Annotated in this window: 17 protein-coding genes and 1 other RNA gene; 11 read left to right on the top strand and 7 right to left on the bottom strand. The window is 46.6% G+C overall.

Annotated features, from left to right (window positions below; translation table 11 throughout):
- Positions 1–17 precede the first annotated feature (17 nt).
- The 5 genes from DVO77_RS15170 to DVO77_RS15150 all read left to right on the top strand — a co-directional run bounded on the left by DVO77_RS15170 (position 18) and on the right by DVO77_RS15150 (position 6,273).
- The gene (locus DVO77_RS15170; protein WP_110459005.1) at positions 18–2,069 is read left to right on the top strand and encodes a type IV pilus secretin PilQ; all 2,052 of its coding nucleotides are present in this window, start codon (positions 18–20) and stop codon (positions 2,067–2,069) included.
- A 215-nt stretch (positions 2,070–2,284) separates the two neighbouring features.
- Entirely contained in the window at positions 2,285–2,800 is a 516-nt protein-coding gene (aroK, locus tag DVO77_RS15165) for a shikimate kinase AroK (protein WP_110459006.1), read from the top strand.
- A gap of 15 nt (positions 2,801–2,815) precedes the next feature.
- Positions 2,816–3,892 carry a 3-dehydroquinate synthase gene (gene aroB, locus DVO77_RS15160; protein WP_119978908.1) on the top strand — a complete coding sequence of 359 codons (1,077 nt, stop codon included), beginning with the start codon at positions 2,816–2,818 and terminating at the stop codon, positions 3,890–3,892.
- 16 nt (positions 3,893–3,908) lie between these two features.
- A complete protein-coding gene (locus tag DVO77_RS15155; protein WP_119978922.1) occupies positions 3,909–5,381 on the top strand; it encodes an AAA family ATPase in 1,473 nt (490 codons plus the stop codon).
- A gap of 52 nt (positions 5,382–5,433) precedes the next feature.
- The gene (locus DVO77_RS15150; RefSeq protein WP_119978907.1) at positions 5,434–6,273 is read left to right on the top strand and encodes a Dam family site-specific DNA-(adenine-N6)-methyltransferase; all 840 of its coding nucleotides are present in this window, start codon (positions 5,434–5,436) and stop codon (positions 6,271–6,273) included.
- Here DVO77_RS15150 and DVO77_RS15145 read toward each other — a convergent pair.
- Together DVO77_RS15145 and DVO77_RS15140 are read right to left on the bottom strand one after the other, a co-directional pair.
- Positions 6,270–6,491 carry a DUF2970 domain-containing protein gene (locus DVO77_RS15145; protein ID WP_119978906.1) on the bottom strand — a complete coding sequence of 74 codons (222 nt, stop codon included), beginning with the start codon at positions 6,489–6,491 and terminating at the stop codon, positions 6,270–6,272. The two genes, DVO77_RS15150 and DVO77_RS15145, sit on opposite strands and share 4 nt — an antisense overlap.
- Positions 6,454–6,801, bottom strand: coding sequence for a hypothetical protein (locus DVO77_RS15140; protein ID WP_110459010.1), 348 nt, complete (start codon positions 6,799–6,801; stop codon positions 6,454–6,456). Before DVO77_RS15140 ends, DVO77_RS15145 begins: the two co-directional genes overlap by 38 nt.
- A gap of 214 nt (positions 6,802–7,015) precedes the next feature.
- Between DVO77_RS15140 and rpe the strand changes: the two genes are divergently transcribed.
- From rpe to trpS, 3 genes are read left to right on the top strand one after another with little or no spacing between them, the layout of a single operon-like run.
- Positions 7,016–7,696 carry a ribulose-phosphate 3-epimerase gene (gene rpe / locus DVO77_RS15135; RefSeq protein WP_110459011.1) on the top strand — a complete coding sequence of 227 codons (681 nt, stop codon included), beginning with the start codon at positions 7,016–7,018 and terminating at the stop codon, positions 7,694–7,696.
- The gene (locus tag DVO77_RS15130) at positions 7,693–8,391 is read left to right on the top strand and encodes a phosphoglycolate phosphatase (protein WP_119978905.1); all 699 of its coding nucleotides are present in this window, start codon (positions 7,693–7,695) and stop codon (positions 8,389–8,391) included. Before rpe ends, DVO77_RS15130 begins: the two co-directional genes overlap by 4 nt.
- 4 nt (positions 8,392–8,395) lie before the next feature.
- Entirely contained in the window at positions 8,396–9,397 is a 1,002-nt protein-coding gene (gene trpS / locus DVO77_RS15125; protein ID WP_119978904.1) for a tryptophan--tRNA ligase, read from the top strand.
- Between the two features lie 70 nt (positions 9,398–9,467).
- Here trpS and DVO77_RS15120 read toward each other — a convergent pair whose 3' ends face one another.
- Positions 9,468–10,343: a LysR substrate-binding domain-containing protein gene (locus DVO77_RS15120; RefSeq protein WP_110459014.1), complete on the bottom strand. Its 876-nt coding sequence runs from the start codon at positions 10,341–10,343 to the stop codon at positions 9,468–9,470.
- A 132-nt stretch (positions 10,344–10,475) separates the two neighbouring features.
- On the opposite strand from DVO77_RS15120, the gene DVO77_RS15115 reads away from it, so the two are divergent.
- Entirely contained in the window at positions 10,476–11,342 is an 867-nt protein-coding gene (locus tag DVO77_RS15115) for a DMT family transporter (protein ID WP_119978921.1), read from the top strand.
- A 26-nt stretch (positions 11,343–11,368) separates the two neighbouring features.
- On the opposite strand, the gene DVO77_RS15110 is transcribed toward DVO77_RS15115, so the two are convergent.
- From DVO77_RS15110 to DVO77_RS15095, 4 genes are all read right to left on the bottom strand, one after another.
- Positions 11,369–11,938: a BON domain-containing protein gene (locus DVO77_RS15110; protein WP_110459015.1), complete on the bottom strand. Its 570-nt coding sequence runs from the start codon at positions 11,936–11,938 to the stop codon at positions 11,369–11,371.
- A complete protein-coding gene (locus DVO77_RS15105) occupies positions 11,935–12,528 on the bottom strand; it encodes a phosphoheptose isomerase (RefSeq protein WP_110459085.1) in 594 nt (197 codons plus the stop codon). The genes DVO77_RS15110 and DVO77_RS15105 overlap by 4 nt, the downstream gene beginning before the upstream one ends.
- Positions 12,529–12,597: 69 nt before the next feature.
- A complete protein-coding gene (locus tag DVO77_RS15100; RefSeq protein WP_110459016.1) occupies positions 12,598–12,942 on the bottom strand; it encodes a YraN family protein in 345 nt (114 codons plus the stop codon).
- Positions 12,939–14,771: a penicillin-binding protein activator gene (locus DVO77_RS15095; RefSeq protein WP_119978903.1), complete on the bottom strand. Its 1,833-nt coding sequence runs from the start codon at positions 14,769–14,771 to the stop codon at positions 12,939–12,941. The genes DVO77_RS15100 and DVO77_RS15095 overlap by 4 nt, the downstream gene beginning before the upstream one ends.
- Positions 14,772–14,859: 88 nt before the next feature.
- On the opposite strand from DVO77_RS15095, the gene rsmI reads away from it, so the two are divergent.
- Together rsmI and rnpB are read left to right on the top strand one after the other, a co-directional pair.
- Positions 14,860–15,702, top strand: a complete 843-nt coding sequence (rsmI, locus tag DVO77_RS15090; protein ID WP_119978902.1) for a 16S rRNA (cytidine(1402)-2'-O)-methyltransferase — start codon at positions 14,860–14,862, stop codon at positions 15,700–15,702.
- Positions 15,703–15,776: 74 nt separating this feature from the next.
- An RNA gene (rnpB, locus tag DVO77_RS15085) (RNase P RNA component class A) lies at positions 15,777–16,128 on the top strand.
- Positions 16,129–16,339: the final 211 nt, after the last annotated feature.

Here is a 16,339-nt window from a genome sequence, read left to right as displayed (position 1 = left end):
GAAGGATAAGGGGAAAGATGGAATCTTCTGCCGTGAGAAATGCATTACTAAAAATGTCACCTTTATTTAATGCGGCCTTAGGCCTAGCGTTAATATTAGGTGTGGCGCCGTATTCTTCAGCTGCAAACCGCTTAGTGGATGTTAAGTATCACTCAGTCGTTGATCACCAGCTCGAATTACAGTTGATATTTGAGGACGATGTTACAGAGCCAGATATTAATCTCAATGCGTCGCCGGCCCAAATTATTTTGGGATTCGATGACAGCCTATCAGGTTTAGAAAAGTCGCGATTACCTGTCGATAATGTAGGCGTTAAATCAGTCTCTATGTTACAAGACAGTGACAGGCTAAATGTGCTGGTGGACTTGGTTAAGGTAAAAGCGTATCAAGGTAAAGTGTTAGGTAATACCTATAGGCTAACGATTAATGATGAAGTTGCTAACCGCAGTGAAAGTGCGGTTAATCCATTTGTTAATGGCATCAAAAATATCGATTTTCGTCGTACGACAGAGGGTGGTGGTGAGTTATTGGTTAAACTAAATAACGCTTCAGTTGCCGCCAATGTTGAACAGGTGGGGGCCAAATTAGAGCTCAAATTATATAACACGGATATTGGCTCCAACTTATTGTATGTGATGGATGTGCAAGATTTTGCCACTCCTGTTAGAAGCTTTGAAACTTTCAAAGAAGAATTAACCACTCGCATATTACTCAATATTGATGGCCAATATGATTATAACTATAAGCAAGAAGGTGATCTGTTTCGCTTAAGTGTGAATAAGGCGGTACGGAATAACGTTGTAAAAGAAGAGAAAAAATATGAGGGACGCTCGCTGTCACTTAACTTCCAAAGTATTTCTGTTCGAACCGTATTGCAAATTATTGCCGACTATAACAACTTTAACTTAGTGACCAGTGATACTGTCGAGGGGGATATTACCCTGAGACTCGATGATGTACCTTGGGATCAAGCGTTAGACTTAATTCTGCAAACTAAGGGTTTAGATAAGCGCATCGAAGGTAACATTTTAATGGTTGCGCCAGCGGAAGAGATGGCAATACGTGAAAGCCAAGAGCTTAAAAATATGCAAGAAGTGAAAGAGCTTGCTCCGCTTTATTCTGAATATTTACAGATTAATTATGCTAAAGCTCTCGACATTGCCGCATTGTTGAAAGGAGATACTTCGAGTTTATTATCTGCACGCGGTACCGTTGCGGTCGATGAGCGCACCAACACCTTGCTGGTTAAAGACACCGAAGAAAGTTTAGAAAATATTCATCGTTTAATCGAAGTATTAGATATTCCGATTCGTCAGGTTTTGATCGAGTCACGCATGGTCACGGTGAAAGATGACGTCTCTGAAGACTTAGGTATTCGCTGGGGCATCACTGATCAGCAAGGCAGTAAAGGCACTTCAGGTAGTTTGGGCGGAGCCAATGATATTGCCAATGGTATCGTTCCCGATATTGGCGATCGTCTCAATGTTAACCTACCCGCAGCAGCTACCAATCCTGCAAGTATTGCATTTCATGTGGCTAAGTTGGCCGATGGTACCTTGCTGGATCTCGAGTTGAGTGCGCTTGAGCAAGAAAGCAAAGGTGAAATCATCGCCAGCCCGCGCATTATGACCTCTAATCAAAAGGCGGCTTATATTGAGCAAGGTGTCGAGATCCCTTATGTCGAGTCGGCTTCAAGTGGTGCGGCCACAGTGCAATTTAAGAAAGCGGTGTTGTCGCTACGCGTGACACCGCAAATCACCCCGGACAACCGAGTGATCTTGGATCTTGAAATCACGCAGGATTCACAAGGTAAAGTGGTTGATACACCGCTAGGGCAAGCGGTATCTATCGATACTCAACGTATTGGTACTCAGGTGCTTGTCGATCATGGTGAAACTATCGTATTAGGTGGTATTTACCAGCAGCAACTGATCAACCGTGTCAGCAAAGTGCCTGTATTAGGGGATATTCCTTTTGTGGGTTACCTGTTTAGAAACACTTCTGATAAAAATGAACGCCAGGAGTTATTGATTTTCGTAACCCCAAAAATCATTTCAGAAGATTTGTAACTACCTATGCTCTATAGTAAAAAAGCCAGCGTATAAACGCTGGCTTTTTAGTGGGGGAGTATAATTTCACAGAATTTACTCGCATCACTTGCCTTTAAGGTGGGATAACTGAGATAATCCATGGTCAAGTCTCATTAGAGCAAGGTAACATTTAAGGTCGGCCTGATTTTCTGGTTGGCGTAGGCAAACTTCATATAAGATTCAGACGTAAAGCAATGGCTGAAAAACGTAATATTTTCCTAGTAGGTCCTATGGGGGCTGGTAAAAGCACTATAGGTCGTCATCTGGCGCAGATGCTCCATTTAGAATTCCACGATTCAGATCAAGAAATTGAAAACCGCACTGGTGCGGATATTGCGTGGGTATTTGACGTTGAAGGCGAAGAAGGTTTTCGTCGTCGCGAAACACAAGTTGTCGCTGACTTAACTGAAAAACAAGGTATTGTTTTAGCAACTGGCGGCGGATCAATCGAGAGTAAAGATATTCGCAACAATCTTTCTGCTCGTGGCATAGTGGTCTATTTAGAGACGACTATCGACAAGCAAGTTGCGCGTACGCAACGAGATAAGCGTCGTCCGTTACTACAAGTAGATGACCCTCGTGAAGTGTTAGAAAAACTTGCTGAAACGCGTAACCCTCTTTACGAAGAGATTGCCGATGTCATCGTGAAAACCGATGAACAGAGTGCGAAAGTGGTTGCCAATCAAATTATTGAACAGTTAGGTTTTTAATCATTAGGCGGAAGCATGGAACGGATTCAGGTTGAACTTGGTGTACGTAGTTACCCGATTTATATTGGCCCGAATCTGCTGGAGAAGCCCGAGTTATTCGAGTTATACCTCCAGAATAAAAAAGTGCTTATCGTCAGTAATGATACAGTAGCGCCCCTGTACCTTGAAAGGGTACAGGCGCTATTAACTCCTTTTCAATGTGCGACACCGGTCATCTTACCCGACGGTGAACAGTACAAAACGTTAGCAACACTGGATGATATCTTGACCTCACTGCTGTCGCAGAATATGGGGCGAGATACTGTGCTTATTGCACTGGGCGGCGGCGTTATCGGTGACATGACTGGCTTTGCAGCGGCCTGTTACCAACGCGGAGTTGATTTCATCCAAATACCAACAACCTTATTATCCCAAGTTGACTCTTCTGTTGGCGGCAAAACAGCGGTTAATCATCCCTTAGGGAAGAATATGATCGGCGCTTTTTATCAACCGCAACTAGTGGTCATAGATACACAGTGTTTAAACACACTACCGGTGAGAGAATTTGCAGCCGGAATGGCAGAGGTGATTAAGTACGGTATTATCTGGGATCAGGCCTTTTTCTGTTGGCTTGAAGATAATGTCGCTGAGTTAAAGCGGTTAGATGAGTCGGCATTACAGTATGCGATTGCTCGCTGCTGCCAGATAAAAGCAGATGTCGTCGCCCAAGATGAAACCGAACAAGGGGTGCGGGCATTACTTAATCTCGGCCACACCTTTGGCCATGCTATTGAGGCCGAAATGGGTTACGGTGTCTGGCTGCATGGTGAAGCGGTTGCTGCTGGTAGTGTGCTTGCGGCTCAAACTGCTTGTAAAATGGATTTGGTAGAGCAAAGTGTTGTCGAGCGAATCGCAAAACTCTTTACCGCTTTCGACCTGCCTATCCAAGCGCCTAATAACATGGGTTTTGAACAGTTTATTAAGCATATGCGTCGTGATAAAAAAGTGCTTCAAGGTAAGCTTAGGTTAGTGTTACCCGAAGGCCTAGGCCAAGCGGGGATTTATGCTAACGTTCCTGAGCCTCTTTTAGAAGAGATCCTTTGCCGCGCTTAACTTGTGTGGTGATCCTGTGACATATCAAGCTTCGATATTATTACCTAGCCAAGAATCTTTGCTGCATCGTTTACAGCACGTGATCTTATATGGTCAGCAGTTAACCGTATTAACAGGTGAATATGGTGCAGGCAAAACCACCATAGTCACAGCGCTTGTCGATGCTCTCGATGATGTCAGTTCCGCCTTGGTTACGTGCCCGCAGCACGCTGACTGCGCCGAAATTCGTCGTAAAATCTTAGTGCAACTATTGTCAGAACCCGTCTTCGATGATGAGTTGCCACTGCCAGAAACCCTGCTAGATTTAGCGCAAGCTTTACCGGCTAATAGCCATATAGTGCTCGATGATGCTCATCATCTCCCGTTGGAGATTTGGGCAGAATGTATAGTGTTAAGCCAAATGCAGTTGGTGGGTAAAAGTCTCTCGGTAACACTCACCACCCCCAATGTATTTTTAAGCCAGTTATTAACGCAACTGCCAGAAAGTCAGCATCAGCTGTTACTTCCCATGGTGATCGAGCCGTTAAGCTATGCCGAACGCGAGGCGCTTTATTACACCTTGTTGCAGCGCAGTGAGCAAACCACTTTTACTCCCAGAGATATTGTTAAAGACCAACTGCAACAGCAGCAAGGCTTACCGAGTGAGGTGGTGGCGTTACTGTCACTTGCGCTTGATGGGGAGCCAGAGACTCCAGTTAAAAGAGGCTGGCTTAAGTCGGTTTTACTGACTCTGCTTGCTTGTGCCGTCTTGGTTGCTGGATATGTTGTCATGCTGCCTGATGTTGAGCCGTTAGTCTTACCTCAGCAACAGACTGTCGCTTCTGTTCGTGCCACTCGCGCCAATATTACTTATGGTGAGGCGTTGCTGGCACCCTATTTTGATTCGCGTCAGTTAGGCCTACAAGCGCCCCATGCTGAGGATATTGCTGAACGTGCAATAGCGCGAGCCACCTTGCGACATGATAATCTAATTGCTGCTGAGCAGAGCGAGGAAAATACGTTAAGTGACGGTGTGGAGGCTGAGGTCGATTATAGTGAATTGGGGCAATTTGAGCCTATCAGTACCGATAGGGCAGAGATGCAGCTGCATAATGATAAGGTGGAAATTTTTTCGCTTAAAGATGATGTTACAGCTATAACGACAGCGCCACAGCAAGAGGTTGAACCTGAGCCTACTCTGAATAATAACGGTGAATTAAACCGCCAAATGCCGCAGACGGGTTACACATTACAACTGGCTAGCGTCAAAAAGCTCAAGTCACTCAATGAAATTGTTGAACAACTTAATGGCTCAGATAATATTCAAGTGGCGCGCTACAAACAGCGCTGGGTCTTGCTATACGGGCGTTACAGCTCCCGCGAGCAGGCAATGGCAGAGGCGCAGCGCTTACAAAATGAAGTAGGGCTAGCACCACCTTGGTTGCGGGTGTGGGGCGATTTATCTCAATATGAGTTACAACAACGGCTCCCGACTCGTGAAATTCAATAATAAACAGAGTACAATCGGCACCTTGTTTTCATGGCGCATTCAATCGATTTAGATGATTAAAAAGCAAAGGGCCTTCCTTAAGTGGGCTGGTGGAAAATTTAAGCTGGTTGATGCTCTCACGCAACACCTTCCCCAAGGCGATCGATTAGTCGAACCTTTCGTTGGTGCTGGCTCGGTGTTCCTCAATACTGATTACCAGCAATACCTGTTATGCGATATTAATCATGACTTGATTAACTTGTACAAAATCGTGCAAGCCACTCCTGAAAAGTACATTCGGGCGGCTAAGGCGATGTTCAGCGATACTAAGAATGACAAACAAGTCTACTACCAAGTTCGCAGTGAGTTTAATCAGGTAAGCGATCCGTTTTTACGTTCAGTCTACTTTCTTTATATGAACCGTCACGGCTTTAATGGCCTGTGCCGCTACAATAAAAAAGGCGGCTTTAATGTGCCTTTTGGTTCATATAAAAGACCCTATTTCCCTCACGATGAGATCATGGCATTTGCTGACAAAGCTCAGAAAGCTGAGTTTCGCTGTATTGGTTATGAAGAGGCGTTTAGCTTTACCCAAAGTGGTGACGTTGTCTATTGCGATCCGCCGTATGCGCCACTATCGACAACAGCCAGTTTTACCACCTATGTGGGCTCAGGTTTTAGCTTAGATGATCAGGCATTACTGGCTCGAAAAGCGCGCCACACCGCGATTGACCGAGGTATACCTGTGTTGATCAGCAATCATGATATACCATTAACTCGCGAGCTTTATCACGGCGCCCGTTTCGATACGATTCAGGTGCAACGTAACATTAGCCAAAATGGTAGTGGCCGTAAAAAAGTAGATGAGTTGATGGCGCTATATGATGATAGATATCATAGCGAAAACGATTAAGTCAGTACCAGATTAACGATAACGATTAGCCCCATTACCAAGCCAATGGCTAAAATTATCCCCATGATAATATAGGGGGTTGGCGAGTGAGATTGAAAGTCACGATGGCGGTTTTGATCGCTTTGCACGCCAAAAAAAGCAGCTAAAGTGCTAAATAACAGTTGGATGAGGGAGTGCCCTTTAATAGCGATTTTTCTGGCTCGCTGGGTTAATGTCATCCATCGGACTGGTCTTATGCCCATGGAGTAATTCTAGTAGGTCGACAAAATGGAACTGACTCGAGCGGCTATTACCCGTTAACCAATTTATCCAACTAACATTATCAGATGGTTGCGCACAGCGATTACTCGGGTGGCTTGCGGGTAATGCCGAGTTATAAACAGCGTTGCTATCGCATTCACAGGCCGATGAGTTAGCGGTCTGGGTATCATCTTTAACGTTTACGGCTGTCATCCCAACAGCAAGAGTTGCCACTGCCAGTAAACCTACTGATTTTATATTATTCAATAGTTTTAGCTTATCTTTCATCTCTACATCCTGTATCACACGTAAATGTCACAATTTGCAACATTATAGCAAAGCCGTTTATATTTTGAACATCTATTTACGTAGGTAATTAAGTCGCTTGAATAAAAGCGCTTATTTCTGAGTTTGAGCACAGTTAATGCTAGTAAAGCCCTAGAGTGGCAGTAAGGCATTGAGGTAGAATAGCGTATTTATTATCCACACTAGCGAGTTTACCATGCGTCCATTTTTAATTGCTCCCTCGATTCTTTCTGCCGATTTTGCCCGCCTTGGGGAAGATGTTGATGCCGTGCTCAGTGCGGGTGCCGATGTCGTTCACTTTGATGTGATGGATAATCATTACGTACCCAATCTCACCATAGGCCCTATGGTGTGTAAGGCGCTGCGTGATTATGGTGTTACTGCCGAGATTGATGTGCACCTAATGGTTAAGCCTGTGGATCGTATCATTCCCGACTTTGCTGATGCGGGCGCATCGATCATCACCTTTCACCCAGAAGCCTCTGAGCACATCGATAGAAGTTTACAGTTGATTAAAGAAGCGGGTTGTAAGGCTGGGCTGGTGTTTAACCCAGGTACGCCATTGCATTATCTTGATCATGTGATGGATAAGCTGGATGTGATTTTATTGATGTCAGTTAACCCTGGATTTGGCGGCCAGTCGTTTATTCCGTCAACGCTGGACAAGCTACGTCAAGTGCGCGAGCGCATCGACGCCAGTGGCTTTGATATTCGCCTCGAAGTCGATGGCGGCGTTAAGGTCGACAACATTGCCGAAATCGCTGCCGCTGGCGCCGACATGTTTGTGGCTGGCTCGGCAATTTTTAGTCAGCCAGATTATAAAGCTGTCATTGATGAAATGCGCGCAGAACTGGCGACAACAGAGGCTAAGTCATGATCCATGCTAAGCAAATTAAGGCGATAGCCTTTGATCTGGACGGCACACTCATCGACAGTGTGCCAGATCTTGCCGCCGCCACAAATGCTATGCTGGCCGAGTTAAATCTGCCTAACTGTAGTGAGTCACAGGTACGTTCATGGGTGGGCAATGGTGCCGAAAAGTTAGCCGAGCGAGCACTTAGTTTTGCTCATGATAGGGCGATAGATGCGGCCGAATTAGCCGATGCTATGCCGCTATTTATGCGCCATTACCAAGCCAATTTACAGCAACACAGTAAATTGTATGACGGTGTTAAGCCGGTATTGCAGCAGTTGCATGCTGCCGGATATCGCTTGGCTGTGGTGACGAATAAACCTTATCGTTTTACCCTGCCATTACTCGAGGCTTTCGGTATTGCCGAGTTCTTTAGCCTAGTGCTGGGTGGCGACTCGTTAGCCAAAATGAAACCCGATCCTATGCCGTTAACTCACCTATTAACCCAGTGGCAGTTAACACCAGAGCAGCTTTTAATGGTGGGCGACTCTAAAAATGACATTTTGGCGGCCAAAGCGGCGGGTATTGCCTCAATCGGCTTGACCTATGGGTATAACTACGGTGAAGATATCGGGCTCAGCGGCCCAAGTGCCGTATGTGAACAATTTAGTGAAATAACAGCATTAATTAACTCAAGTGCTGAATCAACGGAGCAATAAACGAATGACTGCAAAACCTATCGTGTTTAGTGGTGCTCAACCATCTGGTGAGCTGAGTATTGGTAACTACATGGGTGCTCTGCGTCAGTGGGTGGGTATGCAAGACAGTCATGACTGTATTTATTGCGTTGTCGATCTCCATGCGATCACCGTTAGACAAGATCCGATTAAATTACGTGAAGCCTGTCTAGACACGCTAGCCATCTATTTGGCCTGCGGTATCGATCCTAAAAAGAGCACCGTCTTTTTACAGTCTCAGGTGCCTCAGCATACGCAATTAAGCTGGGCGCTAAACTGCTACACCCAAATGGGTGAGCTAAATCGTATGACTCAGTTTAAAGATAAATCACAAAAACATGCCAATAATATCAACGCAGGTTTGTTCGATTACCCAGTATTGATGGCGGCCGATATTTTGCTATATCAAGCCAACGAAGTGCCAGTTGGCCAAGATCAGAAACAGCACTTAGAGTTAACACGTGATATTGCGACCCGTTTTAATAATGCCTATGGCGATACTTTTGTGGTGCCAGAGCCATTTATTCCAGAAACGGGTGCTAAGGTGATGTCGCTGCAAGAGCCGTTGAAGAAGATGTCTAAGTCTGACGATAATCGTAATAATGTTATCGGCTTACTTGAAGATCCCAAAGCGATTATGAAGAAAGTCAAAAAAGCGATGACCGACAGTGAAGAGCCACCAGTGGTGCGTTTTGATGTCGATGCTAAGCCTGGTGTATCTAATCTGCTGAGTTTAATGTCGGGCTGTACGGGTCAGTCGATTGCAAGCCTTGAAGCCGAGTTTGAAGGCAAGATGTATGGTCATTTAAAAGTGGCCACGGGTGAAGCCGTAGTGGATATGTTAGAGCCACTACAAGCGCGTTTCCATCAGTTTAGAGCCGATCAAACCTTCCTTAATCAAGTGATGCAAGAAGGGGCTGAAAAAGCGCAGGCACGAGCCGAGGTTACGCTGAAAAAAGTATACGAAAAGATTGGCCTTATCGTCTAATCGATAGCCAGTATTCTGTGTTAAAAAGCCAGCTAAGCTGGCTTTTTTCATTAGTGGCAATGCAAACGCTTTACTGCTGCAGCAGGAGCCAATTGATAAAGCTGGCGATGGCGGGTTCTTTGACGCGACGTTGTTTGCATAAAAAGTTGAACTCAAATCCGGTATCTATGCTGGGAAAGGGCAGCGCGATGAGGCGGTGGCGAGCAATATCGTCGGCCACCATAAAATCCGATGCTAAGGCCACCCCTTGGCCTGCAATCGCCGCTTCAATGGCGAGTAACACATGGCTAAAAAGGTGCTGCTTAGTATGGCGTGTGACGGTAAGTTGATGATGGGCTAACCAACGCTGCCAATCGAGCCCCAGTGGCCCCTCATCGACGGTCAGTAAAGGTTGCTTTATCAACCAAGGTAGATCCAGCGTCTGGCCTTGATTGACAAAGTCGGGGCTGCAAACCGGGATAAGGCGTTCTCGATGGAGCAATTGTTGCCAATAGCCTTTTTGTTGTTTTTGTCCAGTAATAAACATATCGGCTTCACTATGGGACAGCACAGGATCGTCGGTGACCATGTCGAGGCGGATCTGAATTTCGGGTTGATGCCGCCTAAATTCACTTAGGCGTGGGATCAACCATTTCACTGCAAATGAGCTATATACCGCTAACCGTAATGCTTGTTGCTGCTCACCAATCATCTGTTGATTGAGCACGCTCAATTCATTAAAAATTCGTGCTGCTTCTTGGTAGAGCAGTTGTCCTTTGTCGGTGAGTTTTAAAACGCGTCCTTCACGCTTAAACAAAGGTTGCGAAAAATGTTCTTCAAGCAGCCGAATTTGATGGGACACCGCGCTTTGGGTTATGCACAGCTCATCGGCCGCACGGGAGAAATGTTGCTGACGCGCGGCGGCTTCAAAAACCTGTAATGCCCTTAGCGGCGGAATTTTCCTCATTGTCGTGTCTCTTGCGATCTCATTTAGTCTAGGTATGAATTTAATTCATCTATTAAAAGAAATCATCACTTCTGCTTTAGTTTTTTGCTGCTTATGATGCAGCCGTTATGGGAGATAATTGAGATACTGCCAATGCAGCGAAATATTGTGATTGGGCTGGGACTACTGATTCTAGGCAATGTATTTAGTGCGCTATACGATGTCTCGATTAAGTGGTTGCCACAAGAGAGTAACGCGGCGATGTTTTTGCTGCTGCGACAAGTGACGGCCATAGTGATGATGCTGCCGCTATGGTGCTATGCCGGCCGACCGCGATCGCAGTTTATGAAGTTACATGCACTGCGAGCTAATAGTGGCGCCGTTGGGGCGTTATGCTTGATAGCAGGGTTATTAGCGTTGCCATTGGCCACAGTGGGATCGCTGTTTTACTCGGCGCCGTTAATGATTATTGTCATGGGGATGCTGTTTCTTAATGAACAATTAACGCGCACGCAAGTGGTAGTGGCTGTGCTGGGCTTTATTGGCATAGTGATCATATTACGTCCCAGTGAGCTCAACTTGGCAGGATTAGCTGTGCTGTTTTCTGCCATGATGTTTGCAGGCAATCAATTGGCGCTACGTAAACTGCCCAGCACCGAAGCGGCAAGCCTCACCGTGATGCTATATAACCTACTCAGCCTACCGCTGGTGGCCTTAATTGCCGCGCTGACGGGGTTTACTGGTTTTAGCTGGCAAATGTTAGGGGTCGCAATATTAAGTAATGGCTTTTTGCTGGCGTATCAGCTGTTTTGTGTATTGGCGTATCGCCGCGCGCAGGCGGGTGATATTGCGGTGGCCGAATACAGTGGTTTGTTATTTGCTATCTTTTTTGGCTGGTTATGGTTTGATGAATGGCTCGATGGGCTCAGCTGGTTTGGCGCGGCATTAATTGTGTTGCCATCGCTGATTTTTCCGCAAATTAAGTTGGCACTGGCCAAGCGAAAGCTGGCGTTATCTTAACAGTAGGCCATGATGCCAAGCGCCCACTAGCTACTAGGCGTCTCGAGCACTTTGATCACTTTACGCACGCCAGCAGTATTGCGGGCGATGTCCACAGCCAGATCGGCTTGCTCGCGACTGACGACGCCAAGCAAAAACACCTCGCCGTTTTCGGTGATCACCTTAATACGGGTAATATCGAGTGCGTTGTCATTGAGCATGCGCGTTTTGACTTTGGTGGTGATCCAAGTGTCATTACTGCGCGTGGTAAAAGAGGTTGGGTTACCGATACGGATCTGATTATGGATCTTACCCCCTAGGTTGAGCCCTTGGATGATATTAATCGCCTTGTCACGCAACATAGAGTTAGGTGCTTGGCCGATAACCAGCACATTGCCGTTCATGGCGATACCGGTAATATTAGTTTGGTTTTTAATATCATCGTGGGCGCCTAGGGCGCTCGATATTTGGAAGTCCGCATTGGTGTCCTCGATTTGCGTCGAAAAACTCCGCTCATCGTTTACCATCATGGCACCACCAACCGCACCGACCATTACAGCGCCGGCGCAGCCTTGAAGCAGTAAAGCAATAGCAATTAATGGGAGCCAAGCTCTCATGCTTGCTCGTCCTGCGGGAATAGCGTGCGATCGATATTGTCGCAGAGGCAATGGATAACCAATAAATGCACCTCTTGGATACGCGCGGTCACATTCGAGGGTACACGTACTTCAACATCGTTAGTGCCCATCAGGCCTGCCATAGCGCCGCCATCTTTACCGGTTAGGGCCACGATAGTCATATCACGGCTCAGGGCCGCTTCCATCGCCTTGATGACGTTACCCGAATTACCACTGGTTGAAATTGCCAGTAGAATATCGCCAGGTTGACCTAAGGCTAATATTTGCTTAGAAAAGATCTCGTCATAGCTGTAATCGTTACCGATAGCCGTAATGGTTGAGGTGTCAGTGGTTAACGCGATAGCCGGTAACGGTGGACGCTCAATTTCATAACGGTTAAGCAGCTCGGCCGAGAAATGCTGTGCATCCCCTGCGCTACCGCCATTACCACAAGCTAGAATTTTGTTGCCACCTAATAGGCATTGCACCATCATTTCAGCTGCTTTCTCAATCGACTCAGGCAATGCTTCAGCAGCATCGATTTTAGTTTGGATTGAGTGAGTAAAACTATCTTTAATACGTTCTAACATGGGTAGGTCCTTAAAAAACAATAACTCTGTCAACAAGCCTTTACTTGTGTGCATGAGGCTTAGTGATCACTAAAATGCATTGGTGATCCAATTTATATCATTAGCATCTATGGCGACGACATCAAAGCGGCATTGTGCATCAATATGATTGCGCTGCATATAATGATTTGCTGCTCGACGCAGTCGCTCGATTTGGCCTCGGCTAATCGCGTGTATTGCACCGCCAAACTGCTTGGATTGGCGGTATTTTACCTCAATAAAAATCCATTTTTTACCCTCATTCATGATGAGGTCTATTTCACCAAACGGGTAGCGCACATTGCGTTCGACGAATATCAGCCCTTGAGCCTGTAAATAAGCTAACGCCGCATCTTCTGCTGAGCGGCCTCGGCTTAAATGGGCTGGCAGCGTCATAATGGTCGCAGATTTCCGCGTTGGTAACGTCCCCAACTCAGCTGACGGTTAATAGTACCATCCGGCGCGGCCGAAAGCAGTCCACTGCCACCAGAATATTGATAACCCGGTAAGGCTCGCATCTGGGCTAATTTACTCACCAACTGCAGCGCATCATAACCCATAATATAGAGGCGTTTTTGACTGTTGCTCCAGTTGGGCCACAGCTTAGCCACCTCTGCCGTTTCGGCGTTGGCTTTTAATAGCCAGGGAATATCACTAATGGTGAGATTATTGAGCTCCTGTGCGGCGGCGCGGGAATTGTTTTCAATACGACTACGGCTGGTGGTATAAAGCGGTACCGGCTGAGCAAACACACTGAAATTAACATCGATGAAGGGCTTGAGTAAGGGCAGATCTTGGCTGCTGGAGATCATGTAAATAGCATCAATATCGCGACGAGAGCGAAAGTCAGCCTCAATTTGATTACCCAGTAAGGCTTTAATGCGCGCAATGCGCTCTTTACTGTCAATCACGCCCAGTGACTTTTGTACCGTCACCTTCATTTCATCGCCGCTATTATAAAAGTGTACCTCAGCAGTTTCCTCAGTCAGGGCTTGCCACTTTTCGTTAAAGGCATCGGCCATGCGGCGGCCGATATTATCATTGCTGGCTAATAGGAGCGGCTTTTCTATACCGTCTTTAAACAGCTTTTGCGCGGCATCAATAGCTTCGTCGGTTGGCGACAAGGCAAAGAAAAACTGATCGGCATTAGGGGTAATGTTGTCGGCCTTATTCAGAAACAGTTGTGGTAATGGTGTGTTCTGTGGCGCCGCATTTTGCGCCTCGATAATGGTGGCGACTTCCGATTGCAGTAGTGGGCCAATAATAAATTCGGCGCCAGCATTTACCGCTTGTTGGTAGGCGATATCGGCACCTTGGGCTGAGTCGAAAAAGTTCACCGAGACCGAATCATCAGGATTTGCCAGATAACTCGAGACGATACCTTGCTTAATCGGGTTGGCGATTGCGGCTCTCGAGCCGCTAAGTGGCAATAGCACCGCGATATTTTTGGGTCTGTAAGGTTTAACGTTGACCGCCTGCTCAAGATCCGTCGGCAGCTTCATGGCTGCTGGGTGGCGTGGATTATCATGTTGCCAAGCCGATAATTGCTGCACGAGCACTTGCGGATCTATGGCATAATGCTTAGCAATATACGCTAGCTGTAACCAACCCGTAAAAACTGGGGTGCTGGTATCTTGGCTAAATGACAACAAGGTTTGTTCATGCAGTGGCTGTAAAATCCGCCAAATCTCATCATTAACCCGATATGAGTCAGGCTTAGGAAGATAAAGGCTCAGCAGGCTCAATTGTCTTGCTTGCTCGATAGGCTGTTTTATCAGTTGGTAGAGGCGCGCCTTAAGCTGGTAATAGTTAGCCATTTGCCATTCGGCTAAGCGCCACTGGCTTGGATAATTGAGCTGGGCGAGTGCATCATCATAGGTCGAGGTGAGCTCTAGCACGCGTGCGGTTAAATATTTATGTTGCGCCAACAGTTCTGGCTTTTGCACTAAGCTCGCTTTGATTGACGCCAATGTTTGCGCCGCATTAGTGGTATCACTCTGATTAATAAAGGCGTGGGCCGCTTGCAACATGAGTCTATCGCGTTGTTCTGCTGATGATGCCTTTGCAGCATCGGCTAAATACTGTGAGGCATTGAGTGGCGCGCTGCTCAAGGATACCTGGCTTTGGGTCTCCTTAACTGGAGGTGTCGAAGTGGCACAACCAAATAACACCGTTGATAAAACCGCGATAAAGATAAATTTAGTTGTATTCAGTCTTTTTAACACAGGACTTCACTCTGGTAAGATGCTGGCTGTAGTTTAACCTGCTCTTCAGCTTGACGAAAGTCTTGTGACAATCATTACAGAGGTAGATATGGACCTGTCGGTCGCGCTTTACATAGTTCCAACCCCCATAGGCAACCTTGGAGACATCAGTACTCGTGCAATCGAGGTGCTGAATCAGGTGTCACTTATCGCCTGCGAAGACACGCGTCACAGTGGTAAATTACTTAGCCATTTTGGTATCGAAACCCGTAAAACGGCACTACATGATCATAATGAACGGGATCGTGCCCAGTGGATCATTCAAAAACTGTCCAATGGTGAAGCGGTCGCGTTAATCTCTGATGCGGGCACGCCTTTGATTTCAGACCCCGGATATCACTTGGTTTCTCAGGTACGAGAGGCGGGTTACAACGTGATTCCGCTACCCGGGCCTTGTGCAGCCATTACCGCATTGAGTGCGTCAGGGTTGCCATCGGATCGCTTTTCTTTTGAAGGCTTCTTGCCGGCCAAGGAGAAGGGCCGCCTCGATAAGTTAACCGAACTGGCTGAAGATCCACGTACGCTGATTTTTTATGAATCGCCTCACCGCATCGTCCACAGTCTCGAATCTATCGTGGCCGCACTAGGCGAAGATCGCCATGTGGTGATGGCGCGAGAAGTGACTAAGACCTTTGAAACCTTCCTCTCAGGCCCGGCTGCTGAAATCTTGCAGACGGTAAAGCAAGATCCTAATCAGCAAAAAGGTGAAATTGTGCTGATGTGCCATGGTCATCGAATTAATGATGATGAAGGCATCCCAACGGTGGCTATCAACACCCTTAAACTGTTAAGTGAAGAGTTACCGTTAAAAAAGGCAGCCGCCATCGCTGCACAGATCCACGGATTGAAGAAAAATGCCCTATATAAATATGGCTTAGAGATCGGATTGTAATCGATTCTCCAGCCTAGCTTGTCTGTGGCGAAGATTAGGTGGAATGCCAAGTGTCATTAAGCTATAATCCGCGCCGAGTTGGCCAGACAGTTGCTGCGTTCGCAAGAACGGGGAGGAAAGTCCGGGCTTCAAAGAGCAGGGTACCAGGTAACGCCTGGGCGGTGTGAACCGACGACAAGTGCAGCAGAGAGGAGACCGCCAGCTTGATTTATCAAGTTGGTAAGGGTGAAAGGGTGCGGTAAGAGCGCACCGTGCGGCTAGCAATAGTCCGTAGCAAGGTAAACTCTACCCGAAGCAAGACCAAATAGGGTTCCGTATGGCGTGGCTCGCGTTGGAACCGGGTAGGTCGCTTGAGCCTGTGAGCGATTGCAGGCCTAGATGAATAACTGTCCACGACAGGACCCGGCTTATCGGCCAACTCACCCTCTTTATACAAAAGGCCTCACAGCAATGTGAGGCCTTTTGTATTTATGCTTTTGCCAATCTTGGTAGGATAAAGTATCGGTACTCATTGTTTTTGTACAGACTGTTATCTTACTTTCCACCTTATCTAAATCTAGTTCTTTCTAATCGAGTGGTGACAAATTAATACTGCATTCTTTCAACGCAACAGAATAAAGTCGTATATGCTTTATAT

Source organism: Shewanella algidipiscicola (assembly GCF_003605125.1).
Classification (GTDB): Bacteria; Pseudomonadota; Gammaproteobacteria; order Enterobacterales; family Shewanellaceae; genus Shewanella; species Shewanella algidipiscicola.
Note: the sequence above shows the minus strand (reverse complement) of the source record. Positions and strands in the feature narration are given on the sequence as shown.

Bases quoted from the DNA above. Each gene is read 5' to 3' on its own strand.
- aroK (WP_110459006.1), top strand. From the start codon at position 2,285: ATGGCTGAAAAACGTAATATTTTCCTAGTAGGTCCTATGGGGGCTGGT.
- DVO77_RS15150 (WP_119978907.1), top strand. From the start codon at position 5,434: ATGATTAAAAAGCAAAGGGCCTTCCTTAAGTGGGCTGGTGGAAAATTT.
- DVO77_RS15140 (WP_110459010.1), bottom strand. From the start codon at position 6,801: ATGAAAGATAAGCTAAAACTATTGAATAATATAAAATCAGTAGGTTTA.
- rpe (WP_110459011.1), top strand. From the start codon at position 7,016: ATGCGTCCATTTTTAATTGCTCCCTCGATTCTTTCTGCCGATTTTGCC.
- DVO77_RS15145 (WP_119978906.1), bottom strand. From the start codon at position 6,491: ATGACATTAACCCAGCGAGCCAGAAAAATCGCTATTAAAGGGCACTCC.
- DVO77_RS15130 (WP_119978905.1), top strand. From the start codon at position 7,693: ATGATCCATGCTAAGCAAATTAAGGCGATAGCCTTTGATCTGGACGGC.
- DVO77_RS15110 (WP_110459015.1), bottom strand. From the start codon at position 11,938: ATGAGAGCTTGGCTCCCATTAATTGCTATTGCTTTACTGCTTCAAGGC.
- DVO77_RS15115 (WP_119978921.1), top strand. From the start codon at position 10,476: ATGCAGCGAAATATTGTGATTGGGCTGGGACTACTGATTCTAGGCAAT.
- DVO77_RS15105 (WP_110459085.1), bottom strand. From the start codon at position 12,528: ATGTTAGAACGTATTAAAGATAGTTTTACTCACTCAATCCAAACTAAA.
- aroB (WP_119978908.1), top strand. From the start codon at position 2,816: ATGGAACGGATTCAGGTTGAACTTGGTGTACGTAGTTACCCGATTTAT.
- DVO77_RS15120 (WP_110459014.1), bottom strand. From the start codon at position 10,343: ATGAGGAAAATTCCGCCGCTAAGGGCATTACAGGTTTTTGAAGCCGCC.
- DVO77_RS15100 (WP_110459016.1), bottom strand. From the start codon at position 12,942: ATGACGCTGCCAGCCCATTTAAGCCGAGGCCGCTCAGCAGAAGATGCG.
- DVO77_RS15170 (WP_110459005.1), top strand. From the start codon at position 18: ATGGAATCTTCTGCCGTGAGAAATGCATTACTAAAAATGTCACCTTTA.
- rsmI (WP_119978902.1), top strand. From the start codon at position 14,860: ATGGACCTGTCGGTCGCGCTTTACATAGTTCCAACCCCCATAGGCAAC.
- trpS (WP_119978904.1), top strand. From the start codon at position 8,396: ATGACTGCAAAACCTATCGTGTTTAGTGGTGCTCAACCATCTGGTGAG.